Source organism: Paenibacillus sp. FSL R10-2782, from assembly GCF_038592985.1.
GTDB classification, from domain to species: domain Bacteria; phylum Bacillota; class Bacilli; order Paenibacillales; family Paenibacillaceae; genus Paenibacillus; species Paenibacillus terrae_C.
Genome location: NZ_CP151951.1, coordinates 701,639 through 727,110, shown reverse-complemented (window position 1 = coordinate 727,110; position 25,472 = coordinate 701,639). Strand labels below are relative to the sequence as shown.

General features: G+C 46.3%; 23 protein-coding genes and 1 pseudogene. 12 read left to right on the top strand and 12 right to left on the bottom strand.

Annotated features, from left to right (window positions below; all coding sequences use genetic code 11):
- Positions 1–66 precede the first annotated feature (66 nt).
- The 7 genes from NST83_RS03285 to NST83_RS03255 form a co-directional block, all read right to left on the bottom strand.
- The gene (locus tag NST83_RS03285; protein ID WP_342416556.1) at positions 67–621 is read right to left on the bottom strand and encodes an NADPH-dependent FMN reductase; all 555 of its coding nucleotides are present in this window, start codon (positions 619–621) and stop codon (positions 67–69) included.
- 97 nt (positions 622–718) lie between these two features.
- Positions 719–1,726, bottom strand: coding sequence for an AI-2E family transporter (locus NST83_RS03280; protein WP_342416555.1), 1,008 nt, complete (start codon positions 1,724–1,726; stop codon positions 719–721).
- A gap of 56 nt (positions 1,727–1,782) precedes the next feature.
- Positions 1,783–2,199: a phosphate-starvation-inducible protein PsiE gene (psiE, locus tag NST83_RS03275; protein WP_137061491.1), complete on the bottom strand. Its 417-nt coding sequence runs from the start codon at positions 2,197–2,199 to the stop codon at positions 1,783–1,785.
- 84 nt (positions 2,200–2,283) lie between these two features.
- Positions 2,284–2,778 carry a DedA family protein gene (locus NST83_RS03270; RefSeq protein WP_342416554.1) on the bottom strand — a complete coding sequence of 165 codons (495 nt, stop codon included), beginning with the start codon at positions 2,776–2,778 and terminating at the stop codon, positions 2,284–2,286.
- 21 nt (positions 2,779–2,799) lie between these two features.
- On the bottom strand, positions 2,800–3,309 hold the full coding sequence (pssA, locus tag NST83_RS03265; protein ID WP_137061596.1) for a CDP-diacylglycerol--serine O-phosphatidyltransferase: 510 nt from the start codon (positions 3,307–3,309) through the stop codon (positions 2,800–2,802).
- A 24-nt stretch (positions 3,310–3,333) separates the two neighbouring features.
- Positions 3,334–5,103 carry a HAMP domain-containing sensor histidine kinase gene (locus tag NST83_RS03260; RefSeq protein WP_342416553.1) on the bottom strand — a complete coding sequence of 590 codons (1,770 nt, stop codon included), beginning with the start codon at positions 5,101–5,103 and terminating at the stop codon, positions 3,334–3,336.
- Entirely contained in the window at positions 5,100–5,780 is a 681-nt protein-coding gene (locus tag NST83_RS03255) for a response regulator transcription factor (RefSeq protein WP_342416552.1), read from the bottom strand. Before NST83_RS03255 ends, NST83_RS03260 begins: the two co-directional genes overlap by 4 nt.
- 195 nt (positions 5,781–5,975) lie before the next feature.
- Here NST83_RS03255 and NST83_RS03250 point away from each other — a divergent pair, with 195 nt between their 5' ends.
- Together NST83_RS03250 and NST83_RS03245 are read left to right on the top strand one after the other, a co-directional pair.
- A complete protein-coding gene (locus NST83_RS03250) occupies positions 5,976–7,319 on the top strand; it encodes a glycoside hydrolase family 30 protein (RefSeq protein ID WP_342416551.1) in 1,344 nt (447 codons plus the stop codon).
- Between the two features lie 155 nt (positions 7,320–7,474).
- A complete protein-coding gene (locus NST83_RS03245; protein WP_137061486.1) occupies positions 7,475–7,864 on the top strand; it encodes a helix-turn-helix domain-containing protein in 390 nt (129 codons plus the stop codon).
- 74 nt (positions 7,865–7,938) lie between these two features.
- On the opposite strand, the gene NST83_RS03240 is transcribed toward NST83_RS03245, so the two are convergent.
- Positions 7,939–8,406, bottom strand: coding sequence for an Lrp/AsnC family transcriptional regulator (locus tag NST83_RS03240; protein ID WP_137061485.1), 468 nt, complete (start codon positions 8,404–8,406; stop codon positions 7,939–7,941).
- A gap of 240 nt (positions 8,407–8,646) precedes the next feature.
- Here NST83_RS03240 and NST83_RS03235 point away from each other — a divergent pair, with 240 nt between their 5' ends.
- Complete coding sequence (locus tag NST83_RS03235; protein ID WP_342416550.1) at positions 8,647–10,167, top strand: MFS transporter; 1,521 nt, start codon at positions 8,647–8,649, stop codon at positions 10,165–10,167.
- A gap of 229 nt (positions 10,168–10,396) precedes the next feature.
- Positions 10,397–10,843: a hypothetical protein gene (locus tag NST83_RS03230; protein WP_342416549.1), complete on the top strand. Its 447-nt coding sequence runs from the start codon at positions 10,397–10,399 to the stop codon at positions 10,841–10,843.
- A gap of 97 nt (positions 10,844–10,940) precedes the next feature.
- Here NST83_RS03230 and NST83_RS03225 read toward each other — a convergent pair whose 3' ends face one another.
- The gene (locus NST83_RS03225) at positions 10,941–11,432 is read right to left on the bottom strand and encodes a phenolic acid decarboxylase (protein ID WP_014279672.1); all 492 of its coding nucleotides are present in this window, start codon (positions 11,430–11,432) and stop codon (positions 10,941–10,943) included.
- 165 nt (positions 11,433–11,597) lie between these two features.
- Here NST83_RS03225 and NST83_RS03220 point away from each other — a divergent pair, with 165 nt between their 5' ends.
- Positions 11,598–12,146 (top strand): PadR family transcriptional regulator, encoded by a 549-nt coding sequence (locus NST83_RS03220; RefSeq protein WP_137061482.1) that lies wholly within the window; start codon positions 11,598–11,600, stop codon positions 12,144–12,146.
- A 215-nt stretch (positions 12,147–12,361) separates the two neighbouring features.
- On the opposite strand, the pseudogene NST83_RS03215 reads toward NST83_RS03220, so the two are convergent.
- A pseudogene (locus tag NST83_RS03215) lies at positions 12,362–13,083 on the bottom strand (spore germination protein); the annotation flags it as partial.
- Positions 13,084–13,396: 313 nt separating this feature from the next.
- Between NST83_RS03215 and NST83_RS03210 the strand changes: the two are divergent.
- The 4 genes from NST83_RS03210 to NST83_RS03195 all read left to right on the top strand — a co-directional run bounded on the left by NST83_RS03210 (position 13,397) and on the right by NST83_RS03195 (position 19,399).
- Entirely contained in the window at positions 13,397–13,738 is a 342-nt protein-coding gene (locus tag NST83_RS03210; RefSeq protein ID WP_342416548.1) for a tail fiber protein, read from the top strand.
- A gap of 47 nt (positions 13,739–13,785) precedes the next feature.
- Entirely contained in the window at positions 13,786–17,697 is a 3,912-nt protein-coding gene (locus NST83_RS03205; RefSeq protein WP_342416547.1) for an immunoglobulin-like domain-containing protein, read from the top strand.
- 131 nt (positions 17,698–17,828) lie between these two features.
- On the top strand, positions 17,829–17,978 hold the full coding sequence (locus NST83_RS03200) for a hypothetical protein (RefSeq protein ID WP_342416546.1): 150 nt from the start codon (positions 17,829–17,831) through the stop codon (positions 17,976–17,978).
- Between the two features lie 149 nt (positions 17,979–18,127).
- The gene (locus tag NST83_RS03195; protein WP_342416545.1) at positions 18,128–19,399 is read left to right on the top strand and encodes an exosporium glycoprotein BclB-related protein; all 1,272 of its coding nucleotides are present in this window, start codon (positions 18,128–18,130) and stop codon (positions 19,397–19,399) included.
- A gap of 56 nt (positions 19,400–19,455) precedes the next feature.
- On the opposite strand, the gene nirD is transcribed toward NST83_RS03195, so the two are convergent.
- Together nirD and nirB are read right to left on the bottom strand one after the other, a co-directional pair.
- The gene (nirD, locus tag NST83_RS03190) at positions 19,456–19,776 is read right to left on the bottom strand and encodes a nitrite reductase small subunit NirD (RefSeq protein ID WP_342416544.1); all 321 of its coding nucleotides are present in this window, start codon (positions 19,774–19,776) and stop codon (positions 19,456–19,458) included.
- A 42-nt stretch (positions 19,777–19,818) separates the two neighbouring features.
- The gene (gene nirB / locus NST83_RS03185) at positions 19,819–22,248 is read right to left on the bottom strand and encodes a nitrite reductase large subunit NirB (RefSeq protein WP_342416543.1); all 2,430 of its coding nucleotides are present in this window, start codon (positions 22,246–22,248) and stop codon (positions 19,819–19,821) included.
- 312 nt (positions 22,249–22,560) lie between these two features.
- Between nirB and NST83_RS03180 the strand changes: the two genes are divergently transcribed.
- The 3 genes from NST83_RS03180 (at position 22,561) to NST83_RS03170 (ending at position 25,465) form a co-directional block, all read left to right on the top strand.
- Positions 22,561–23,151, top strand: coding sequence for a helix-turn-helix domain-containing protein (locus NST83_RS03180; RefSeq protein ID WP_342416542.1), 591 nt, complete (start codon positions 22,561–22,563; stop codon positions 23,149–23,151).
- The gene (locus NST83_RS03175; protein WP_137061472.1) at positions 23,145–23,495 is read left to right on the top strand and encodes an Asp23/Gls24 family envelope stress response protein; all 351 of its coding nucleotides are present in this window, start codon (positions 23,145–23,147) and stop codon (positions 23,493–23,495) included. The genes NST83_RS03180 and NST83_RS03175 overlap by 7 nt, the downstream gene beginning before the upstream one ends.
- Before the next feature lie 308 nt (positions 23,496–23,803).
- The gene (locus tag NST83_RS03170) at positions 23,804–25,465 is read left to right on the top strand and encodes a spore germination protein (protein WP_342416541.1); all 1,662 of its coding nucleotides are present in this window, start codon (positions 23,804–23,806) and stop codon (positions 25,463–25,465) included.
- Positions 25,466–25,472: the final 7 nt, after the last annotated feature.

Sequence of the window (25,472 nt, the reverse complement as noted above, 5' to 3'; positions counted from 1 at the left end):
AGTTAAAAAGCAGATCCTTCCATGATGTGTTCATGAAGGGTCTGCTTTTGTTTTACTCTAAACTGTCTATCTTGAGCAAGCTTGCTCAAGCCCTTGAAGTAATGCATATAACTCCTGCCTGGTTTCAGAATCGGTAACTACGCCTTCCTGGTTTAGCTTCAATGTGATATGCGGAATAATGACCTTTCCATTTTCCACAATCTCGGCATTGATCATTTGCAGTGTGAGCAACAGAGAGGCATGGGCCAGATTCCCCCCCATAGGAGAAGGTGACGCGCTAATAACTGCTGTAGGTTTATTTACAAATTCACCCGAAGAAACGATCCAATCCAATGCATTTTTCAAAGTACCCGGAACACCATTCCCATATTCCGGCGTACAGATCAATATCCCATCCGCTTCTTTCAGTTGTTCCCGCAGCTCCTTGACGGAAGCCGGCCCGTCTTCTACATCCAGATCCGGGTTAAAATGAGGAAGCTCACCCAATCCGTTATACATCGTAAATATCATATTCTCTGGCGCTAACCCAATGGTAGCCTTTAATAAGGCTGTATTGGAGGACTTTTGACGAAGGCTCCCCGATATAGCCAGTATCTTGGTTTTCTGATCCACCCTTATCATCTCGTTTCCTTATTTAACTGGCAACATCTTTATACTCAGTGTACTACAGATAACCCAGAATTTAAAAATGCCTGCGGCTTCGCAGGCATTCGTTAAATCAGGTATCCTTCTCTTGCTTGCGCTGTACCCCGATCAGATCAAGGAAGAAGACGAACAGCGGAATACCAACAATCAACCCCCAAATCCCAATCAGATGTTCAGAGAAAATCAGGACAACAAAGGTAAAGAAAATCGGTAAATTGGTTTTGGATGACATCAGCTTCGGATTCAAGAAATAGGCTTCAATCGCATGGATCACCACGATCAGAATGATCAGATAGATAACATAATGAATGCCTCCGACGCTAAAGGCGATCAGACCGAGCGGCAACAGTGAGATGAACACACCTGCCACCGGAACCAGACCCAATACGAAGATGATCAATGCAAGACCGAGCAGATTGGGAAAACCCATAATCCAGAGCGCTATTGTGGTCAATATACAGTTAATCAGTGAAATCAGCAGTTGAGCCTCCAGCACCTTCCCGAACGTATCCAGGAACATGCGGCCAAAGTGACCCACTTCTTCAAAAAACCACCCTAGCTTGCTATACTTAAACGTAGCTGTAAAGCGTGTAATATAGGATTTTTCCATCAGGAAGAATAAACTCAAAATAATCGACACCAGCAGTTGTGTGCCCAATTGACTTACTTTCATGACTGCATTCAAGCCAGGCTCAAATAGTCGTTGAACATTCAGCGTATTCATAAATTCGATAATCGTTTCGTTCCATTTGTTACGATCCGGGTACATATATGCTTGCTGAATCATGAGGTACACCTGCTTGACCTGCACGCTAATCAGCGGCACCATCCGGTAAACTCCCCATACGATGATCAGAATCAGCACCACATACACCAGTAGCAGCACAATCGTAGGCGGCACATTGGCGAACCGCTTAATCAGCTTGGTCACTCCGTTATATATACTGCCGATCAGGATCGTAAGCAGCAGGGTTAACAAAATAATATTCATCATGCTTCTTAATAAAAACAACGCCAAAATGATTATCGCAAGGACGGCTCCCCGCCTAACACCCGCATGATTCATCCAATTTCTTACCATTCGTCTTTATTCCCTCTCTCCTTCTTGACTGTCAACCTTGTAATCTGTCCTAACGATCAGCTTTCTCTTTTTAACAATTTACTGTTAGCGATCAATAGAGAACCTACCATGATCAGGATGGCAATGGACCACCAAAATGTATTCTTGGCATCATCGTGATCTACAATAATGAGCCTGATGACAGCCGTAATGCCAATATAGATGAAATAACGTAAAGGAAAATGGAAATTAGTTTTAAAGTACTTAACAATTAATGCGATGAACTCAAAATACATAAAGAATACAAGCAGCTCATCCGTGAATTCGTAGTAATTCTTATCCAACTCTGTAGACAAGAAAACATAGGAGAAAATGGACCATGTTTCTTTCAGCAGCAAGAAGCTTAAAATCAGTCCGACCAGAAACAACGAGATATTCAGAATCATTTGCAGAAAACTAGGTAATTTTTCAGTATGCTTCATAAAAGCGTTCACTACAGATCCCCTCACTGGTTGTACCGTTTCTTTATTATTATCGGTGGAATACATGAAAAATGCTACATTACTTTTGGTATAGCCTTACTGAAAGTGTATATTTGCTCCGGTAACATAACCAATGGAGATAAAAATAAGGGTCCATACGAGAGAACCTGTACTTGCCACCAGCATATATTTTCGAACAGGCATTGCGCTAATTCCAGACAAATAGCTTGTCGCATGCCTGACTCCCGGAATGAAATAACCGACCAGAATGGTCCACAGCCCGAAGCGTGTAAACCACGCCTTCACCCTTGCAAACCGCTTTGGTGTCAGCCCGAACCACTTGCCGTGCTTATCCACCAAAGGCTGTCCCAGCTTTTTGCCCAGTGTGTAGCTGATCATCATGCCTGTCATGGCCCCCATAAAGCTGACCAGTACAGACATTGAATAATTCAGTACCATGATGGAGGACAGATAGCCGACAAAGACCATAATAATTTCATCAGGAATCGGAAGGCCGATAATTCCGAGAGCAAGAAGTGCAAAAATAGCAATGTACCCGTATTGTGTAATCATACTCATGGCCCATTCCATAGGGTGCCACCTCCTGATCGGTTATTTTTTGAAGGACGGGAACGGAATACGGCTAACCATCAGGAAAGAAAGCACTACCATGAGCCCAAGCAATAATTCGGGCCGCAAATGCTCACTCCATAAAAACATGAAGGACAAAATCACACCCGCAGCCGTAATTGGCATGCCTACGAAGCCTTTACTAAAAGCTAACAGATTGAATCTTGCCAGCCTTACCGCACCGCATATCACAAACAAAACAGCCACAAGGGGCCCCATCCAATGTGTACCTCCCAGTTGGTAGAACAAGGTCAAGAAAGCAGGGGCAACGCCAAATGAGACTACATCTGCCAGCGAATCGAGCTGCTTGCCAAAATCACTGGAGCAATGCAGCAGCCTTGCCAGTAAACCGTCCAGCACATCCCACAAGGCAGCCACCATAATCAGAATAAAAGCGGTCGTATATTGCTCATGAATCGTGTAAAACAGGGATAGTACCCCTGCCCCCAGATTTGCAATCGTGCATAGTGAGGGTAACCAATTCCATTTCATACTGCTTGACTCCTTTGCCATAGCTTAACCTCCGAATATGACGACAAATCGAACGCCATCCTTGGTATTCTCCGCCATATAGCGAAAATCGTGCAAATCCAAAATCCGTTTGACGATCGACAGTCCCAGTCCGGTTCCCCCTGTCTGACGGCTGCGTGAAAGCTCGGCCCGGTAAAAGCGTTCCCAAATTTGCTCCAGCTGATCGTCGGGAATCGTTTCCCCTTTATTTTCAATGGAAAAGGTATTGATTTCCCCGGAGCCTTCGATACGGATCGTAATCGAACTTCCTTCATCGGCATGCCGGATGGCATTGATGACGAAGTTGAAAATCACCTGCTCCAGCCATCCGGCATCGGCATGAATCGGCAGCTCATTCGCAGGGATAATGACCGCCTCCAGATGCTTTTCCTTTAGCAGATGGAACAGCTTATCCACAACTTCCTCCACCAGCTCGCTCAGTATAAAGGTCGTTTTGCGAAGCTTGAGAGTACCGGACTCCAGCTTGGCGAGATCTAGCATATCCTTGACCAGTCGCTCCATTTTGTCCGCTTCCTCCACAATCACCTTGATATAGTGGTCCTGCTTACCGGCACTAACGCCATCCTGTAGCCCTTCTGCGAAGCCTTTAACAATACTAAGCGGGGTCTTCAGCTCATGAGAGGCGTTGGCAAAAAAGTCCTGCTGCACAGCCTCCATCCTCTGTTTCTGCTCCATGTCCTCAACCAGTTGCTGGTTAGCCTCCTGAAGCTCGCGCAAAGCGGTGTCCAGGTTCTGGGACAGGGTATACATGCTGTAGGACAGGCTGCCCAGCTCATCATTTTGCCGAATCGGTGTATGGGCTGTAAAATCGAGCTTAGCCATCCGTTTGGCAGTATTGTTCAAGGCAATAAGCGGACGGGTTACCATTCGGGAATAGAACAAGGACAAAATAAGAATCAGCGCAAAACCCCCGATGCCCAAGTACAGATAGAACCAGCGCAGAGCTTCATTCGTCTCGCTGATTTCCTGCAACGATGTCACTGTGAACAGCAGGTCGATCTCTCCGGTGCTTTGTCGCACAGGATGGACAATGACTGCATTACGCACACCCGTCCAAGGCTCCGTCCACTCTTCCTCCAGCACTTCAAAATTCTTGAGCTTCTCCAAATGGGTCTGCGACAAAGGAAACCATTCCTCCAAAGCACTAAACAGCAAGCCTTGCCGCTGGCTCCAGGTTTTCAGATCCGGCAGCACAATTTCTGTCACCGTACCGGACAACCTTACACCGCCCTCTGTGCTCGCCTCTTCCGATGTCGTTCCTATAGGTTTGGAGCCAGGCTTCTGAATGCCTGTCGGATAAATGAAATGGGCAGAAGAGATGCCGTTGGTTTCCAACACTTCGCCTTCAACGGTTAATGAGTCGCCCGGCTGAATCCGGGCCGCCCTCAGTTCATCTCCAAATTGGCTCATAAACAGAGACAGCGATATTTTAACGATCTGTCCGTCTGCTTTTCTGAGATTGATATGGAACGGGTCATCCAGCTTTACTTTGCCGTCCAAAGTGACAATCGCCAACTGATTCTTATTCTGAAACATAAAACGGGCTGCCTCCCGTGAAACCTTGTCGGAGCCCCAAACTTCCTTGACATAGCTTTGACCAAAGCTTTGCAAACGGCTTTCCACGCGTCCAATCTTCTGCTGCTGATAAAATTTTTCAAAAAACAGCAATTGGCTCAAAATCACCATGCCGTAAAAACAAAGAAAAAATACAACGGTCATAATGAACAATTTAAAGGTAACTCCCCGTTTGTTCATTCTTCCTCCTCAAACCTGTAGCCTGTACCAAAAACAGTTCGGATATGGCGTGATTCACGGCCCAGCTTGCTTCTCAGCTTTTTGATATGCGTATCCACGACCCGTGTGTCTCCTTCAAAGTCGATCCCCCATACCCGGCTAAGTATCGCATCCCGTGAAATGACCATACCTTTGTTATGTATAAGCAGCCGCAGCAACTCATACTCCTTGGGCGTCAGCTCGACTTCCGCCTGATCCACCTCAAGCCGACGAGCCATCGTATTGAGAATCGCCGTGCCGAACCGCTGGACATGTGATTCAGGCAGCACATGGCCCTCTACCCGTTTCATCAGCGCGTTCGCGCGGGCGATCAGCACCTTGGGGCTAAAAGGCTTGGTAACGTAGTCATCTGCTCCCAGCCCAAAGCCCAATATTTTATCATCATCACCGGATTTGGCGGTCAGTAAAATGATCGGCACCCCGGAACGGCTGCGAACCTGACGGCATACCTGCCAACCATCCAGCTCCGGCATCATAATATCGAGTATGATCAGGTCGGGCTGCACCGAATCAAACCAGATAAGCGCATCTTTTCCATTGCCTGCTTCATAGACTTCCCAATTATTCTGTTTAAAATAATCCGCAATGACTTCACGGATTCGTATTTCATCCTCGACGAGAAGAACCCTTTTTTTCAATTGACTTACCTCTTTCGGTCATTCTAGGACATCAGCATACCAAAGACATGTGTTCTTTATGTGTTCTTGGCACTTCTGATCAGCAGAATCCAGCTTGGATTAGGGCAAATTTGTCTTGGCTCAGACCATCTCATCTCCTATGATCCTACCCTATAATAAGAAGAGATACAAAAAGCGTTCACAGGAGGGTAATATATGTCCAATCAGACCATTCAGTGGTTTTCCACTTCCAAAGCTCAAGCTTGGCAATCCCGATCTCATCATCTTAGCGAAACCCAAGAGCAGGCCAACCTGACCATTACGGGGGAAACGCATCAGCTCGTCGAAGGCTTTGGCGGCTGTTTTAATGAACTGAGCTATGTGGCCTTGAATCATTTGAAGAGCGACGAACGGGCGCAGGTGCTTCATTCTCTCTTCCACCCGGAGGGCGAGCACAAATTCACGATTTGTCGACTCCCTATTGGAGCCAGTGACTACGCGCTGGAATGGTACAGCCACAATGAAACGGATGGCGACGTGGAGATGAAGCATTTTTCCATCGAGCGTGATCAGCAGTATCTCATTCCTTTTATTCGGGAAGCATTACAACTTAACCCGGACTTGAAGCTGTTCGCTTCACCCTGGAGCCCGCCGACATGGATGAAATCGCCCAAGGCCTACAATTATGGCACACTGCGCTGGGAAAAGGATATTTTGAAAGCGTATGCATTATACTTCGTCAAATTTGTGCAGGCTTACCGCGAGGCAGGCATTACGATTCATCAGGTCCATGTTCAAAATGAAGTCATTGCCGATCAAAAATTCCCTTCCTGTGTATGGACCGGAGAACAACTGCGGGAATTTATCCGCGACTACTTGGGCCCTGCCTTCGAGGAGCACGGACTGGATACTGAAATTTGGCTGGGTACCATTAATGCCCCCGATCCGTGGGAAGAATTAATGAAGAAAACATCCACCGGGTTCGATGAATATGCCCATACCGTGCTGAGTGACCCAGAGGCCTACAAATATATTAAGGGCGTGGGCTATCAGTGGGCAGGTAAAAACGCCATCCAGCGCACCGTAGCCAGCTATCCCGAGCTTCGTTACATGCAGACAGAAAATGAGTGCGGGAACGGAGAAAATTCGTGGGACTATGCCAAATATGTATATAACCTGTACCAGCACTACTTCACCAATGGCGTGAATGCTTATATTTACTGGAACATGGTTTTGGAGCCGAAAGGCAAGAGCACATGGGGATGGGAGCAAAATTCGATGATCACCGTTGATCCGGCGGATCGTAAGCGTACCCTGAACCCGGAATATTACGTGATGAAGCACTTTTCTCATTTTGTATTGCCGGGTGCGAGACGCATTGGACTCCATGGATCATGGACGGGAAATGTCGTTGCTTTCCGCAATGCTGACGGACAAACGGTAGTGGTCATTGCCAACCCGTTCTACGAATCACGTGTGCTGAATCTGTCCGCTGGAGAGGGTACACATCATTTTGAGCTGGAGCCGGAATCATTTAACACCATCGTCATTCCTTTTTAACCGTCATAGCTTTCCCAAACGCTCACAAATCATTACTCGTCACTGTCCGGTCCATCCGTATCCAAAAGTATGGTTAGTTTCCAAAATGGATGTATCCCCTTTTGCGTATAGTAGCCATAAATAGTATACTTAGAGTAACTACGGACAGGAGGTCGATGAACATCACTACTGTAAAAGACCGGATTGATTTGAAGCTGATTAATTGTGATAAAGAATTAACTCTCGCAGTCATCGGCGGAAAATGGAAGCTGATTATTTTGTGGCATCTCGGCCTAGAAGGCACCAAGCGGTTCGGTGAACTGAAAAAGCTGATTCCCCACATTACGCAAAAAATGCTGACCAACCAGTTGCGCGAGTTGGAGGAGGATCAACTCATTCTTCGTAAAGTCTATCCTGTCGTTCCTCCGCATGTGGAATACTCATTGACCGAGCATGGCGAAAGCCTGATTCCGGTACTGAGAGCGATGTACGATTGGGGATCAAACTATCGCGAGAACGTGATTTGGAAAGAAGAAGAAGCGATTCAGGACGTAACGCCCGTTTAATCAGCTTAACTATATATTTTCATGATGAAGACACCCCCGGGGATACCGATACCCGAGGGTGTCTTCTTTCATCCTTAATCTTTTTCTGAATGAGCAGCTCCACTTGCTTCTTCCAGAGAATGAATGAGAAGTCTATGATCGATCGGTGACGACATGACAAGCAGGCTCGTGTAGGTTCCATACTTATCACACTGGTTGCTAAACTCTTCGAGGGTGCGCGTCGAGCTGGTCACTACTTTTAATAAATAACTGTGTTCTCCGCTTATACGGTGGCACTCGGCAACATGTGGAGATGTATGGACAAAATCAAGAAATGCATGGCAATCTCTAGTCCGAAACAATATATAGGCTGCCGTATCCTTTCCTATTTTTTCAGGAGAGATGATAGTGCGATACTCCTTGATAACCCCTTTTTCTTCCATTCGTTTAACTCGTTCTGTTACAGCAGGTTGGGACAAACCCACGCATTTTCCTAACTCCGTCATTGAAATCCTTGCCTGACTTTGAAGATGAAAGAGGATTTGTTTGTCTACATGATCCACTTTGAATGCTCTCCTTTAAATTTAACGTTTTTATGAGAAATTCATTTAATTACTTTGTATAGTCATCATAATGGATTGATTGCGTTATGTAAAATGAATGAAATAGATTATATAATAAAACTCACATCGATAAGGTGAACCAAACATGAAAAGATAGAGAGGATGGCTGCCCTTGAGCAAATACGTATTAAATAAGGCAGGAACAGTAGCAGATGAACAAAAGTCTGGGGGGACCTCGCAGTGAGCCTATCCTTCTCCCGCAAAAACATCATTGCATTGGCCGCTATATGTTTGTCCGCATTGATGTTCGGCCTCGAAATTTCCAGTGTGCCAGTGATACTGCCAACTCTGGAAAAAGTATTGCATGGCGATCTTAAGGATATGCAATGGATTATGAACGCTTACACCATTGCATGTGCCACAGTTCTGATGGCTGTTGGAACGCTGGCTGACCGGTATGGAAGGAGGCGTATTTTTATTATCAGCCTCGTCTTGTTCGGTATTACATCCTTGATTTGTGGCTTGGCGCAAAGCACATCGGTTCTGATCATCAGCCGGTTTCTTCAAGGGGTGGGTGCTGGTGCGATGCAGATTTGCCAGATAGCAATTCTTTCACATCGGTTTCAGGAAGGACAAGAACGCAGCAAAGCCTTTGGCATATGGGGGATCGTGTTCGGTGTCGGCCTCGGTTTTGGACCTATCATCGGCGGCATGATCGTGGCCGTGTTGAACTGGCATTGGGTTTTCCTGGTCCACGTTCCGTTGACCATCCTCACTTTGATTCTTGTTTTCGGTGGCATAGAGGAGTCCAGCGATCCGCAGGTGAAAAAGTTGGACATTATCGGCATCATCACGCTTTCGTTGACAGTTTTTGGCCTTGCATACTTTATCACGCAAGGGCCAGAACTCGGCTTTACCAGCAGAGCATCCATCAGCATCCTTATTGCAGTAGCAATAAGTTTCATTATTTTTCTATTTGCGGAAAAGCTCAGCGCCCATCCGATGTTTGACTTTTCCGTATTCAAGATACGTAATTTCTCTGGCGCTCTCCTTGGCTCCATCGGCATGAACTTCAGTTTCTGGCCGTTCATGATCTATCTGCCGATCTATTTCCAGAGTGGCCTGGGTTACGGCATCGTACCCGCCGGGCTGTCTCTCTTGGCTTATGCTCTGCCCACCTTGGTAATTCCACCTCTGGCAGAGCGTTTTTCACTCCGCTATCAGCCGCGCATAGTCATTCCATCAGGTATGTTCATCCTCGGTATGGGCTTCATTTTAATGAAATATGGCAGCGGCAGCGATCACGCCAGTTGGTTGACCATGCTCCCTGGCTCCTTGTTGGCTGGTATAGGACTGGGCTTAACCAACACGCCTGTGACCAACACGACTACCGGCTCTGTCCCGAGTGCCCGTGCAGGCATGGCTTCCGGTATAGATATGAGTGCCAGATTGATCAGTCTAGCCATCAACATCGCTGTGATGGGATTCATCTTGCAGGAAGGTATTCTGTCCTATTTGAAGGGTGCCCTTTCCGGGACTCTCAATGCAGTGCAATTGCGGTCTGTAGCCGAAAAAATAGCCGTCGGAAATACTGTATCTCTCAAGCAGAGTTTGCCAGAACTATCCTCACTGGATGCGTCTGGAGCCGTCGTCCATGCAGCGCTTGTGCACGGCTTTGGCTTGATCATGCTCTATGGCGGTATTGGTGTCTGGGTTCTAGCCGCGATCAGTTTTATGATTTTTGGATCTAAGAGAGCATAAAGACAATCCCCGGGATAAGGATATCCGGGGTTGTCTTTTTGTCATTATAAAGGACTATCGGCAAGATAATAAAAGAAACGGATGAAAGTATCCGCTTTCATGAGTATTAAAAGTCGGTTTTCGTTACTCATCCTCATTTTAAGCCCTTGTTTGTGATTTACATTACATCCGCTGTGACGTATGATTCTCCCATCCCTATTTACGGTGAATCGAAGGAGGTCATTCTAGCATGAGCATGACGCTTGCCCAGCCCAAAACGTCCAAAGCAACTCAATTACGGATTGGTTCCATGGCAATCATTCAGTATGACTATCGTCAGTTTCCAGACTCTAAACATGTTCAGCACCGCTGCTGTGGCTTGCTCACCATGTCGTGTAACGGCGCTCAAGGTATGGCAGAATATGAGCTACCTGAAATCAAAGGAACCTTCGACCTCGTCCGATGGGCTTCCGTGTTTACCTTGCTCAAGGGTCTATCCTTTACCGAGGCTCACCAATATATTCAGCACCACGCTGACAACTGGGGACATGTCAAAGCAGAGCTGGCTCTGTCCGCCTTATCCGACCTGACCACCCACGTGAACCTGCAAAGTCTCTCTCTTGCAACGCCCATCGTCAAACCACGGATTAGCCGTTCTTATCTGATCGAGCATGGTCTGGTCTACTATTCATTCTAAATCCCGCTCACTGATAATCCCCCTCTCTCCAATCAGCACAAAAAAGCCTGAGCTGCTCATCACAGACCCAGGCTTTACACCATCAGCAAATGCTTGATTATGCTTGCAGCTTACCTGCACGAATATCGTCTGTCATTCCTGCGTAGGGTGCTTGAGAAATCAATTTTTCGTTGTTTACACCCGCATTTTCTATGAATGTAATATCTGCAAATTCAGGGACAACATATTTGGGATAGGTTTCGTACTTTTCACGTGATTCTTCCATCAGCGGAATAAAATCGTTCTGATAGCGTACAGTGATTTCCGGATGCTCATGAACCCATTTAGGGAAGAAAATAATGCCGTGCATTCTTTTTTCCTCTGGCATAAAGTTCAAAGAAACGTCAGTACCAGTCGGTTCGGTCCAAGACACTTTGTACACATTCTCCACCAGCTTTACCAGATTCACCTTCTGGTCACGTACCCAACGTCCGCCTACCATGCCGCTATGAATGCGATAATCGATTGTGTCTTCATTTTTAATATAAATTTCGTATTCCCAACCATTCTCGTAGGTGTAGATCATGTGACTGCCGATAAACTTGTCCATCCTGCATCCTTCTTTCCGTATTATGAGTTGTCATGAATTGAACATCATGCAAAAATAATAAGTATAGAATCTTAAACATGTAAATCTAAACATGTTTTTAATTACATATAAATTGTAGCACTGTGGTATACTACTGTCAAATACCGCATTGCGAGGAGAGCTACGTTGAAACGTATATTAAAATATGCCATTCTGGGCCTAATTCACAAAGAGGAAATGAGCGGCTACGATATTACGAGCCAATTCAAGAAGGAAATCGGGCAATTTTGGAGCGCCAAGCACAGTCAGATTTATCCTGAGCTCAAAAGGCTGACCGAAGAAGAGTTAATCGAATATCGCACCTCCATTACAGGAGCCAAGCTGGAAAAGAAGCTGTACTGCATCACGCCCAAGGGAACCCGGGAGCTGACCGAATGGCTGCTGAGTCCCAAAGATTTACCGGAAACGGAAAAGGATGAATTTATGCTTATGCTATATTTTTCAGCAGCCATCCCGAAAGAAGAGAACAAGCGATTGTTCGAGGACCAGATTGCCAAACGCAAAGAGAAGCTGGAGCATTTATACGAGAGCAAGACTTCACTCCGGCTGCTGGACGAAAACCTTCAATCTCCCGACTCTGAACAATTCGGACATTATCTGGTGCTGAGCCGTGCCATTAATCGGGAAGAAAGCTATATTACGTGGTTGGAAGAAACGCTGCCGCTGTTTGATTAAACCGTAATTGCTATCCAAGAGAATTAGGGAAATGTATAAGCCGAACTTAAAAGTTACCTATCGCGCCACTGCGCAGTCGGATGGTGCTCCCCATCGCCACCGCCCCCGGATTTCTGGAATAAAATCTATAGTGGGGTAGAAATCCGGGGACAAAAGCGACCGCTTCGCTTGTACAGCACCATTCCGCCTACTTCGTTTTTATGTTCATTTTTCGAAGGTCTCTCCGTATTTTGAATTTGCATAAAAGGACTGAGAAAATTGTCCTCGATGAGTTGCTCTACATAGCCTGATTCCATGACTTCATCCACACCAATGGTTTTGATCCGTCGTTTGACCTCCTCTACAAGCTCAGAATTAGCAATGTCCCTGAAATAGACAACCATAAGCTGCTTTTGCACCCTTTTGCCGACTTTGAAGGAATGCATGGCCAGTTCGGTACTTTCTCCGTATCTGCGAAATAAGGCTGTATTATCGCTGAGTACCTCTGTGAAGCCAATCCGTGGACCTCGCAATACCGATTCTGACAATGGCTTTATTATATTTTGATCCATGCTAGCCCTGTCCGTTAAGCCATCTACACAAAACAGACTCACCCTAGCCTGTAAATGATCCAGAAAAATAGACTTTTCGTTAACATCAGCCATATCCGTGATGGCTTGTCTCATCTTCGTTACATTCGCCTCATAATCCTCAGAATAGCTCTCGTCCTCATTCCTACGTACATTCGAATCTTTGCTTTCAGCAGGAACGTGAGCATTTTCCTCTGTATGGTCGCATTCTTCGAGCAGTTCTATTTGCTCCTTGCGTCTGCTTTCTCTGCCATCGACTGTTTTAATTTGTCGAACGCCAACAAGATGAGTAAAGATACAAGGGACAAAAAGATAGCCTGCATTAACACTGTACATTTGGGTATATGAGTTACAATTGTCTGCCACACTGTCCCTTCCCCCTTCGCCTACATACGATTTTGTATATATATTTACCGGGATTAGAAAAAAAAATGCATGAACATTGATCCGCACCTCACCATCAGATCACATTCGAGACATAACAAGGAATATTCCCTTTAAGGAATGCTTACTTGGTGCGATAAAATTCTCGCCTAATAAAAGGTATAAAATGGTGGATTTGATGGGTGTCTAGCGATGCCAAAAACCCAATTCCATGATAGTATCATTTCATTCCATGACTAGCGTCACAAATTCATTGATTTTTTTGTCCATTATTCGAATCTGAAAGGGGTTGCAAGTATGAAGAAGCATTTTTGGAAGAAAACCGCTGTGTTGAGTTTGTTAGCGGTCATTTTGGTTGGAGGAACGGCGGTAAGTCCCAAGCAGGCACACGCGGGGTATGAGCCTTATATCGGAGAAATTACGTTGTACCCGTATACTTATGCTCCTAATGGATGGTTAAAATGCGAGGGTCAGCTCTTGAGCATTTCGCAAAATGAGGTATTATTCTCTCTGCTGGGCACTAATTTTGGTGGCGATGGAAGAACCACCTTTGCTTTACCTGACCTGCGCGGGGCTTCTCCAATGCCGAACGTGAACTACTACATCGCAACTCAGGGTGTATACCCGCCTCGCTCATAATAAGTGTACCAAGCGCTATGCTATTTTTCTGAAGAAGAGGTGATCGCGTGCTCGAAGGCAATAACTTCACACGCAACAAAATAAAACCCTATCATTTGCTCATTCCACTGCTGCCCATTATCGGTGGTGCGGTTCTGCTCATAGGGACGAATGAAGCTCATGCCGCTGGCTTACAAAATGTAGTACTCAACAAACCGGTAACCTCAAGCGGCTACAGCCAGCCCTATGAACCCGCCAAAGCAGTGGACGGCTCCTATGAGCCGACAAGCCGCTGGTATCAAGCCAGCAACGGTGAAAAATGGATTCAGATAGATCTGAGGGACTGGTTTATCGTAGATCGCTACGGTATAACAGGTATGGGAATCATGAATGGATGGCAGGATCAACGCGATCCTTACAGTTTCCGATTGCAAACGAGCAGTGATGGAACGAATTGGGTTACTTCCGATACTGTTCAAAATAACGCTAACGCTCGTTATAGCCGAAGCATTTCCCCGGTGACTGCACGATACTTGCGCTTGTATATTGATCAAGGAAATGCGAGAAACAACCAGTGGGCTTCTGTCATGGAATTTGAGGCTTATGGGGAACGATTGCCCGTTCCACAGGCTCCAGGTCATTTTACAGGAACCCAAAAAGGAAATGCGGTGGAATTGAGCTGGGATGCCGTTCCTTACGCAACTTCATACAAGGTCATCAGAAATAACGTTACCCTGTATACAGGGCCATTAACCCAATTCACAGATGCTTCGTCGTTACCTTCCGGTGCGGCTCTTTACAGCCTTCAGGCTGTGAACGTTCAGGGCAATAGTGCTCCCGTAGAGGTCACGGTGAATATAGTGACCGATGCGGAATATGTTGCACAGGCCAAAGCTGCACTGGCTCCAGGCTTCGCATCAGGAGATTCGGCTGCTGCGGTATCACAACGGCTGACACTCCCACTGACTGGATTGAACGATACAACGGTGAGTTGGAGTTCGGATACCCCGGATATTATCACCAATGAGGGGACTGTCACACGCCCGCGCTACGATCTGGGCGACCGGAAAGTAAAACTGACCGCGACGATTACTAAGGGAACCGCTTCGGATACTCAAACCTTTGAGGTTACTGTATTGAAGGTAAATGCCCAGGACACACTGGACCAGGCAGCAGATAGCCTATCCTTGGGCAATTTGTCCGCAGTGCAAGAAAATGTCTCTCTCCCATTATCCGGCTATGGTGGCGTCCAGATCGAATGGTCCTCTGCTAACCCGCTTGTTATTGCACCCGATGGAACACTTAGCAGACCCTCCTATATTGATGGAAATACAGATGTTACCCTGACGGCTGTCCTGCTTCTCGAAGGCTTAACGAAAACAAAAAATTTCACTGCACATGTGCTCAGTCTGCCGATGAACGATATTGAAGCTGTAAACGCAGCTTACGCGGCACTTGATGTACCCGTAACCACCGTAACCGGGGACGTATATTTGCCGAAAGAAGGCTTGAACGGCGTTCAGGTGTCGTGGACTTCGAATCACCCCGAGTTCCTGGATCACAACGGTCAGGTCACGTTCCCGAGCTATGTACAGGGCGATCAACCCATTACACTGGAAGCTGTTCTGACAAGAGGCGGAACGGAGCTTCGTAAAAAATTCAGCCTGCTCGTGCCTTCACTGCCCGTAAGCGCTGATGAAGCGGTGAATTTGGCAGCAAACACCCTGAAACTGGAATACTCCCAAGGGATTAAGGATTCCATCACTTTGCCCAATACAGGAGCATTTGACACACGTATTGATTGGTCTTCGGATCAACCGGATGTTCTCAGCAGTACGGGGCAGGTGAATCGGCCGAAGTATATAGACGGTGATGTAAATGTACAATTAATAGCAACTATATCCAAAGGCCCAACCTCTGTACAAAGAACATTCATAATCACAGTATTGAAGGCGTTACCGAATACACCCTATGTACGTTTGAACGGCAACAACCCGATCATTCTGGAAGCTGGCAGCACCTTCACCGATCCGGGAGCCAGCGTGCTGGACAGCGTATACGGTAATATTCTGGTATCAGATCTGTCAGGCATCGGCAATGTGGATACGAATGCGCCCGGTGTATATGTATTGAACTATGTTTATAGCGATCAATCTGGTTGGTCGGCTGAGCCAGCCGAAAGACACATAAGCGTGCTTCCCCATGCTATTGAAGCCACAGCGGGCAATGACACTAACCCCTCGGTGCTCGTTACAGGCGCCTGGCCGGGTGCACGGCTTGAGCTGTACAATGCCCAGCAGGAGCTTATTGCCGAAGGGACCGCTTCGGGAGAAGGGAAATATATATTTACGCCTGTTCCTGAGGGAATCAGCTATTACGTGCTACAGATCGTGAATGGCATGGAGAGCGCTCCTTCCAGATTGGTGTATGCCCAAGGACTCACTGCCCAACGTGTAGCCGATTCCATCACAAGCCTAACAACACCTGCTGCAAATGATACCCTGCTCAAGCTGCCTGCTGTACCTGAGGGCTTCCGCCTGGTCATCAGCCGCACTAGCCAGCCGGATATGATTCGCACAGATGGAGCTATCTTCCCGGCAGCAACCCAAACAGCGGTTACCGTAATACTGGAGGTCACCAAGGTAAGCGATGGTTCTCACGCCCTGACACAACAGATCGAAGTAACCGTTCCTGCTAAGGTCATTGTAGACACGGGCAATTCTAATAAAAAAGACCAAGACGAAGACTACAACAACTCTCTTATACAACTGCAACCCGGATTTTCTGAACAGGGAAAAGCCATCATCATCTTTACTCCTTCTTCGGCATTTCTGGATGGACAAATCACTCAGGCCCGCCTGGAAGGCAAGGCTTACGCGGATATTCATCTGGAACAGGAAAAGGATACCAGCCGTGTTGTTCTTCCCTATTCTTCGCTGAATACATGGGATAAAGTCGGGGCCGCAGTCATATCCCAATATGGAACACTGATGCTATCCAGTGATGCCTTAACCCGTATGTTCTCGGGTCAGCAGGACGTTGCATTGTCATTCCAACGGGCAGATGCACAGCGTACACAGCAGATCCGCGATTGGGCCGGACAACAATCCAGCCTGAAACTGATTGGCACGGCTGTGGAAATCAAGGCTAACGTTACAGGTAGTACATCGCACATCGTTCTGCCGCTGGATGCCGAGTCCATCCGTGAATTGCAGGGCAAGGAACCCCAGTTTTCTGTTCTCGTTATTCATGACAATGGAGAGCAGGAGATTCTAAAAGGTACGGCTGTGAGGGATTCAAAAGGGAACCTGTCGGCTGTGGGCTTCGATACGACCCGGTTTAGTACCTTTGCGATTGCAGTTTCTACCCATACAAAATCTCCATCCGATAATACAAACGTACAGGACGGCACAACAAATTCAGCGGATTCGCAAGGTGCAGCTACGGTATGGTCGGATATCCAAGGCCATTGGGCGGCGAAATCCTTGCAATCGCTGGCAGACAAAGGCTGGCTACAAGGCTACAAAGATGGCAAGATGCGTCCGGAGCGTGCAGTAAGCCGCGCAGAATTTGTATCCATACTGACCCGAGCGTTGGGGACCAATGGAGATGAGAGTGTGCCTACCTCATTTACAGATATGAAAGGGCACTGGGCTGCATCCACCGTGGAAGCCGCTCATCGTCAGGGATGGATCGAAGGCATAACTACTCAGACATTCAGCCCCGATGAGAGTCTTACTCGTGAACAGGCGATGGTGATATTGTCACATGCGATGGCGGATAAGGCATCTGCCACCACAAGCGCGGTCACCTTGCAATCCTATAAGGATAAACAGCAGATCGCTGCATGGGCTTCCGCAGCCTTGGAAAAAGCCGTATCCTCCGGATGGATCAGCAGCTATCCTGATGGAACGCTCCAACCCAAAGCAGCTATCAGCCGAGGTGAAATGGCTGAACTGCTGGAACGTATTTTCAAATAAGACTGACTAAGTACCCAATGGATCTAGATATATTAGTGGAGTATAAGCAAAACAGCGCGGTTTCCGAGTTATTTGGAGACCGCGCTTTGTTTGTGATTGATATGGACTTATATAAGGATGACTATATAGATATGTTTATTAGAAACTTTACCGAGCAGTTTGGTGACGTGAATATTTTGTTCAAGACGAACTCGGATAGTGCAATTCAGAATGCTATATCGGAAGGACTTGCTATTTCAATAGGTGAAGCCCGGTTTGGAAATACAGAAAATCGATATTAAAGCTTATGTACAAGCCTCCAATAATAATTGTTGTATGGTGATTCACCCTTTTCGCTTCAGAAAATATACTGTTATATCTGCGAAGCGGGGCGATGATCCACCTGTCACCTCTACAGTAGGGAGAAATGTGAAGGAGGAGATATTTGAACATGAAACACAGAAAACCGTTCAGGTTCAGTGGGGCTTCAAAAAAAGACGAGGACTGCAAACCACCTAAAATTAGCAGAGAAACGGAAGAACTTCTCAAACTGATTAAGGAATTAGTCGCCATCATCCCGCTCGTTTTCGCACATCCGTCTGCGGCTAATATAACTTCATTGCAACAGATTTTACATCGGTTATTAACTTTCTCAAATAAATTGAGACTTAGAGGCTCAGTCAAGACAGATTTATTAGCGGCGTTGGAACTGGCTATCGTAGCGTCGGAAGCCACTCCTTTCTCCCCGATCGGTGTTGGAACGACACTGCAACAACTGTTGGAGGTCTTATTGTCTATTATTTTGCAGGAACCCCTTGATCCTGCTCTTAAAGACAGTTTGATCAGTGCAATCAGAAGCGCCGAAACGGCTATCAGTATTGCGTTGGGTGGCACGGCAGGAACCCCCGGTCCACAAGGGCCCGCTGGGCCTGCTGGACCTGCTGGTCCGGGCGGTGCTCCAGGACCTGTCGGTGGACCAGGGCCGGTGGGTGCTGCCGGACCACAAGGAGCTGTGGGGCCTGTTGGACCTGTTGGTGCTGCCGGGCCTGTTGGTGCTGCCGGGCCTATCGGAGCCGCTGGGCCTGTTGGACCCACCGGGGCTGCTGGCGCTACCGGGGCCACCGGGGCCACGGGCGCGGCAGGACCCGCCGGGGGTGCTACCGGAGCTACGGGCGCTACGGGCGCGGCTGGTGCCACCGGTTCGGGGGCAATCATTCCATTTGCTTCGGGAGGACCTGCTATTCTGACGACCATTGCTGGCGGGTTGGTAGGAACAACGAGTTTGATTGGCTTCGGAAGCTCGGCAACAGGTATTAGCCTTTTAGGTGGAGTCATTGACCTGACAGGTACACTTGTAGGGCCACTAATTAACTTTGCTTTTTCTGTACCACGGGATGGCGTAATTACATCCATTGCTGGATATTTCAGCACAACAGCTGCGCTAGCTCTCGTTGAATCAACCGCGACGATTACTGCCCAGTTGTTTAGTTCGACTACACCTGATAACACCTTTACAGCTGTCCCTGGGGCTACCGTTACATTAGCTCCACCACTGACTGGCATCATTGCCTTGGGTACCATTTCCAATGGCATCACTACCGGATTGGCTATACCAGTAACTGCGCAGACTCGCCTGCTCCTTGTCTTCTCTGCAACAGCTACGGGACTCTCCCTCGTAAACACCGTCGTGGGTTATGCGAGCGCAGGTATTACTATTACCTGATCCAAGATGACAAGAGCCCCGCAAGATTTGGTCCTGCGGGGCTCTTGTCATTTATATTAGAGAGATATTTTCACTTCTTCTCCATCTTCCCGAATGGTGAATGTTTTAATTTGTCCGGTATCAGGCTCTTGAACGATACCCGTCTCCAAATCAATCTTCCAATCACATAGCGGGTCATAAATGTAATGACCGGATACCATCGCTTCGGTAAGCGGCCCCCCTTTAGGATGCGGGCTGGAATTTTCAACAGCGTAAAGCTTGTTCTCCGAAGTGCGAAAAACCGCGATTTCGTTATCATCCAACCGGATCGTCCGCCCAATTCTATTGGGGAAATCCTTACTATGACCGACGATAAGCCACTCAGCATGCTTGATCATTCGCTTGATTGCTCCCTTCTCCAGGCAAGATTTTAAATACATTCACACAACAGACGGTGTAACGACTTCAAATAAATTTTTGCGCGAATCGGCATCGTTGATGATCTTTTTCCATGGGTCTTCAACCTGTTGCAGTGCAAATTCGATCCGTTCTATTAAAGCCTTGCGATGATCTACATCGTGAACGACAGCCTTCCGAATCTCTTCAAGGCCGGTCCGTTCCACCCATTCCGAAGTACGCTCCAGATATTGGCCTGTTTCCCGGTACAGTTGCATCACGCTTCCCACAATCTCAATCAGTTCATCGTCAGTTTTCACTTTACACAGCGAATCAGCCAACCGTGCTTTTATACCACCGTTTCCACCGATAAAAATCTCCCAGCCTCCATCATTGCCTACAATCCCGATATCCTTCGTACATGATTCGGCACAATTGCGCGGACATCCATTGACCGCTAATTTAAATTTTGCCGGAAAATCCAATCTTTCAAATTTCCGTTCCAGCAACTCTCCCATTCCCATCGAGTCCTGTGTGCCAAAACGGCAAAATTGTGATCCAACACAGGTTTTAACTGTACGAAGAGATTTGGCATAGGCATATCCTGACGGCATATCGAGTTCTTCCCATACTTTAGGCAAATCCTCTTTACGGACACCAATCAAGTCAAGCCGTTGTCCTCCTGTTACTTTAACGACTTTAACGTTGTATTTAAGAGAAACATCAGCTATTTTCTTCAAATCCTCTGGAGTTGTTACACCACCGTACATTCTTGGAACAACTGTAAACGTTCCATCCTTTTGAATGTTCGCGTGCAGCCGCTCGTTCACAAAACGTGAATCTTCCTCATTTTCATAGGTATCCGGGTTCATCATCCCCAAATAATAATTCAGTGCCGGGCGACATTTGGAGCATCCTTCATCATTATGCCAACCTAGTACATTCATAACTTCACGTGTCGTTGTAAGCCCCTTGGTTTTGATAGCTCCAACAATTTCATCCCGGCTCCATGTTGTGCAGCCACATATTCCTTGCTTGGCAGCCGTCTTGAAGCTGTCTCCAAGAACATACTGGAGAATTTGTTCAACGACCGGCTTGCACCCTCCGCAGGACCGCGTTGCCCCGGTACATGCCTTAATTTCGTCGACTGTGGTCAATCCATTTTCATGGATCGCATCAACAATTGCCTTTTTGGTCACACCGTTGCAGCCGCAGACAATTTCATCATCAGCCATCGTTTCAGCGGATAAGGTTTTAGCCCCGTCTTTACTGCATCCGGTACCCATGAGCTGTCCATATATCTCATCTGTCATCAACGTTTGCTGCCGCACATACTTCTGAAGACTAGCAGATTCGCTAACATCTCCGAACAGTACGGCTCCAACAATCCTGTTTTCCCGAAGCAGCACTTTTTTGTAAGTATGCTTCCATTCATCCTTTGCTACAATCACCGTATGTTCAGAACTGGTTATGAATTCGCCAGCCGAGAAAACATCCACTCCTGAAATTTTGAGCTTGGTGGAAACCACTGATCCCGTATAGCCTTCTGTATCCACACCTGCCAAATGCTTTGCGAGCACACTTCCCTGTTCAAAAAGCGGCGCAACCAGGCCGTAACAGATCCCGCGGTGTTCAACACACTCCCCTACAGCATATACATCTGGCATGGAGGTCCTCATCAAATCATTGACCACAATTCCACGGTTCGTTTCCATGCCACTTTGCACAGCAACCTGAATATTAGGCTTGATCCCTACGGCCATAACGACCAAATCTGCTGCCAGTTCGCTTCCGTCCGAAAACCGCAGCCCCTGTACCCGATCTTGACCATACACCTCTGCAGTTTGCATTTGCATAGCAAATTTGATTCCCTGGCGTTCTAGTTCTGCCCTCAGCATCGCAGAGGCTTCCCGGTCCAGCTGACGCTCCATCAAATCCTCCATCAAATGAACGACCGTTACGTCCATACCGAGATTGACCAAGCCTTTAGCCGCTTCCAGTCCCAACAGCCCTCCACCAATGACTGCTGCCGTTTTATAGGTTTTCGCCGCCTCAAGCATGGCCGAGCAATCGGCGATATCTCTAAAACCGATGACGCCTGGTAATTCTTTTCCCGGAATAGGCAAGATAAACGATTGAGAGCCAGTAGCCACCAAAGCTACATCGTAATCTATTTCAAGTCCGTCCTCAGTGTAAATCCTCTTTCTTTCTCCGTCGATGCTTCGCACCGTTTTCCCAGTATATAAAGTAATACCTTGGTCCTCGTACCATTGCAAATCGTTCAGAATGATGTCCTCAATGGTTTTACTTCCCTCCAAAACATAAGAGAGCATAATCCTGTTATAGTTCGGATGAGGCTCATTTCCAAGGACCGTAATTTCATATTTATCCGTTAATTTTAGAATTTGTTCGACCGTATTGATACCAGCCATCCCGTTCCCTATAACAACAAGCTTCTGTTTACTGTTTGCCATATGCCGATTCCTCCATTCATTCGACGACATTGCCTGCGTTCTTATGAATACTGCTTATGCTTCTATTCTAATGTCGTGAGTTGCGTTACATGTGATTACAATCACAATATAATTAAAACCTTAAATGTTTAGGGATTTCCCTATTCGAATTCAAGGGATTAAGGTAAGAAACTGAAATTGAGTTATTATGACGATTTTTGAAAAGTGGATGCTCCTATTTGACTCTTCTCAATATTTGATTTAGAATTTAATCAAATGATATAAAAAACTATCAATTAATAATAAATGATATCAAATAAATAAGGGGTTCCAATGAAGAGAGACATGACAACGATCAAGCAAGTGAGGCTTAACAGCCTTTTGGATGTAGCTACCATGCTACTTATTGAAAAGCCAAACGCTTCCATGAACGAGATTGCTGATTATGCAGAAATTGGTATTGCCACATTGCATCGATATGTTGAAAACAGAGAGCAACTGATGATTTATCTTGGATTTCGGGCCATCGAAGTCGTAAGTGAAACCATGAAAAGGATTTCCTTGAACGAGGAAAACTATGAAAATTACATTCCAGAGTTGATTGAGGCACTTATTCCGTTAGGAGACAAAATTTATTTTCTTGCTCATGATGCATCCGTCAACTTCAACAAGGAAATTGATGAAGCGGATCAGAAGCTAAGGGAACCCATCTTGCATGTGATTGAAATATTGCAACAAAAAGGTTATTTTCACCCGCATATCGATAAAGATTGGATCATGAATGTCCTCTACTCGCTGCTATTTCTAACATGGCAGCAAGTAAGGAACGGCAATATTGCGAAAAATTCTGCAGCGGCACTGGTTGTAAATACTTTTTACCATGGATTCAAAGCAACTGCACGCGAGGAGGAATCTACATGTTAATTCAAAACGTACTGGGGAGTATTGCAATTTCCAAAGATGCTATTTCTAAAATCATTGGTAAGACAGCAACGGCAACAATGGGAATTGCATCAATGTCAACAGGAGTCGTCGAAGGAATCACTAACAAGTTAAGTGGGAAAAGCCTGCAAAATGGCATTGAACTTCATCTGACAGAATCAAGACTGGATGTCGAATTAAGCATTGTCGTTCATTACGGAACAAGAATGTACGATGTAGGCAGAGAATTACAGAAGAATGTTCGGGAAGCCATTGAGAAATATACGGGCCTATCCATTGGCATGATAAACGTCAAAGTACAAGGGATATCCCTATCCGTTAATTAATCGCACAGCAATCCTTTCTACAGAACAGCTTAACTTCTATAGCACTCCACATTATATATTTTATAGATTAATCGACAAAGAAACCGTCCTCTGGAAGAATGGAACTACCATTCAACATGCTCCAGAAGCGGTTTTTTTGCTTTCTTCTACCATTTCCCCATCCAAAGTTTTCAGATTTCCACAAAAATATGAAGAGATAGCAAGTCATCAGACCGTTTAATGAGTAAATAAATCCTTTACAAGGAATACTTTATGAACAACCTGCTATTCTACGGGGACATGAATTGAATCGTTTGGGGGTCATCATCATGTGGTCTAAAATAGTACCTTATATTCCAAGCTGGGCTACGTTATTTCAGGCAGCCCTCGCGTTGATTTTTCCATTAGGAATTTATTATATAAACCGCTCGATTTATTCACTTGTAGGAAGTAAGGGAGCGAATTCCAAACAACCTGCTGACCGTCCTAAGGATGATAAAGACAACGCTGATCAGCAGCATGCAACAGGCTCCAAAATTACAGGGGATTATGATACCGATTTGAAATCACTCCAAGAGGCTATAGGCGAGAATAGTGATGTGCATTTTCGTGAGTTTATGGCGAAGAAATTTCATGCACGGTCGGTGTTAATCTTCATAGAAGGTATGCAGGATGAGGGGCTTATAAACAAGCAGGTATTGCAGGTATTGATGCTTGAGGGCCAACAGGAACAGTCAGAAAGTATAAGTAAGTCTTTTATAAAAGAAAGCTTGATGCCACTTACGCAAATTAGTGAAGTTACAGATATGGAGAATCTGTACGAATTAATCCTTTTGGGCTATACCGTGTTATTAATTGAAGGAATAAATGAAGCACTGCTGGTCGGGCCCCCTAACGGCCCTGTTCGACCCGTGAATGAGCCGACCTCTGAAGCATTACTTCGGGGTCCCAGAATCGGCTTTACGGAAGTATTAAGTGAAAACACTTCGATGCTTAGACGTCAAGGCCTAAACAAAGGTCTGGAAATAAAGAAATTCCAAGTTGGAAGCAGAATCAAAAAAGATCTGGTTATCGCGTACATCAAGGATATTGTAAATCCGGATCTTCTTCAGGAAGTGAAGGACAGAATTTCAAAAATTGACATGGATTTTTTACCTGAATCCGGTTATGTGGAGCAACTTATTGAAGACAATTATTTAAGCCCGTTCCAGCAAGCGCATAATACTGAGCGCCCCGACCGTGTCATGAGTGCTTTGTTGGAAGGAAGAGTAGCGATTCTGCTGGATGGTACTCCCTTTGCACTTATTGTTCCGGTGACCTTCAGTATGCTGCTCCAATCTCCTGAGGACTATTATGAGCGCTGGATTCCAGGGACACTTTTACGCGTGTTGCGATTTTGCGGAGCTTTTATAGCGCTTATGGGTCCTGCTTTATATATCTCTTTTATATCGTTTCATCCCGGTTTGATCCCAACCAAGCTGATCGTTAGCATCATCGAGACCCGTCAAGGCGTCCCTTTTCCATCTGTCATCGAAGTTATGATTCTGGAAATCTCTATCGAAATCCTGCGGGAAGCCGGCATACGATTGCCCAAGCCTATTGGTCCTGCCATGGGCATTGTGGGAGGCTTGGTCATCGGCGACGCTGCTGTCAATGCGGGCATTGTTAGTCCTTTCCTTGTGATTGTTGTTTCGGTTACTGCCATTTCATCGTTTTCGATACCGTCATACAGCGCTGGCATTACCCTGCGCCTCTTACGTTTCGCCGGAATGCTCTTTGCAGCCCTTCTGGGCATGTTCGGTACGGTTTTGTTCTTCCTGATCATTTGTATCCATCTGACGAAATTGAAGAGCTTTGGCGTACCATATGTGACTCCCTTCTCCCCTATGCGTCTAAGCGACTGGAAGGATGTGTTTATACGAGCTCCTTTGACTTTGATGAAACGAAGACCCGTTATGATGAAAACTCAGCAAAGCAAGCGTAAATCATAGCACCCGG

Coding starts and splice junctions, on each gene's coding strand:
- nirB (WP_342416543.1), bottom strand. CDS start 22,248: ATGGCAAACAGTAAACAGAAGCTTGTTGTTATAGGGAACGGGATGGCT.
- NST83_RS03230 (WP_342416549.1), top strand. CDS start 10,397: ATGAGCATGACGCTTGCCCAGCCCAAAACGTCCAAAGCAACTCAATTA.
- NST83_RS03225 (WP_014279672.1), bottom strand. CDS start 11,432: ATGGACAAGTTTATCGGCAGTCACATGATCTACACCTACGAGAATGGT.
- NST83_RS03280 (WP_342416555.1), bottom strand. CDS start 1,726: ATGGTAAGAAATTGGATGAATCATGCGGGTGTTAGGCGGGGAGCCGTC.
- NST83_RS03195 (WP_342416545.1), top strand. CDS start 18,128: ATGAAACACAGAAAACCGTTCAGGTTCAGTGGGGCTTCAAAAAAAGAC.
- NST83_RS03270 (WP_342416554.1), bottom strand. CDS start 2,778: ATGGAATGGGCCATGAGTATGATTACACAATACGGGTACATTGCTATT.
- NST83_RS03285 (WP_342416556.1), bottom strand. CDS start 621: ATGATAAGGGTGGATCAGAAAACCAAGATACTGGCTATATCGGGGAGC.
- NST83_RS03175 (WP_137061472.1), top strand. CDS start 23,145: ATGTTAATTCAAAACGTACTGGGGAGTATTGCAATTTCCAAAGATGCT.
- pssA (WP_137061596.1), bottom strand. CDS start 3,309: ATGAAATGGAATTGGTTACCCTCACTATGCACGATTGCAAATCTGGGG.
- NST83_RS03200 (WP_342416546.1), top strand. CDS start 17,829: ATGTTTATTAGAAACTTTACCGAGCAGTTTGGTGACGTGAATATTTTG.
- NST83_RS03170 (WP_342416541.1), top strand. CDS start 23,804: ATGTGGTCTAAAATAGTACCTTATATTCCAAGCTGGGCTACGTTATTT.
- NST83_RS03250 (WP_342416551.1), top strand. CDS start 5,976: ATGTCCAATCAGACCATTCAGTGGTTTTCCACTTCCAAAGCTCAAGCT.
- NST83_RS03245 (WP_137061486.1), top strand. CDS start 7,475: ATGAACATCACTACTGTAAAAGACCGGATTGATTTGAAGCTGATTAAT.
- NST83_RS03180 (WP_342416542.1), top strand. CDS start 22,561: ATGAAGAGAGACATGACAACGATCAAGCAAGTGAGGCTTAACAGCCTT.
- nirD (WP_342416544.1), bottom strand. CDS start 19,776: ATGATCAAGCATGCTGAGTGGCTTATCGTCGGTCATAGTAAGGATTTC.
- NST83_RS03210 (WP_342416548.1), top strand. CDS start 13,397: ATGAAGAAGCATTTTTGGAAGAAAACCGCTGTGTTGAGTTTGTTAGCG.
- NST83_RS03260 (WP_342416553.1), bottom strand. CDS start 5,103: ATGAACAAACGGGGAGTTACCTTTAAATTGTTCATTATGACCGTTGTA.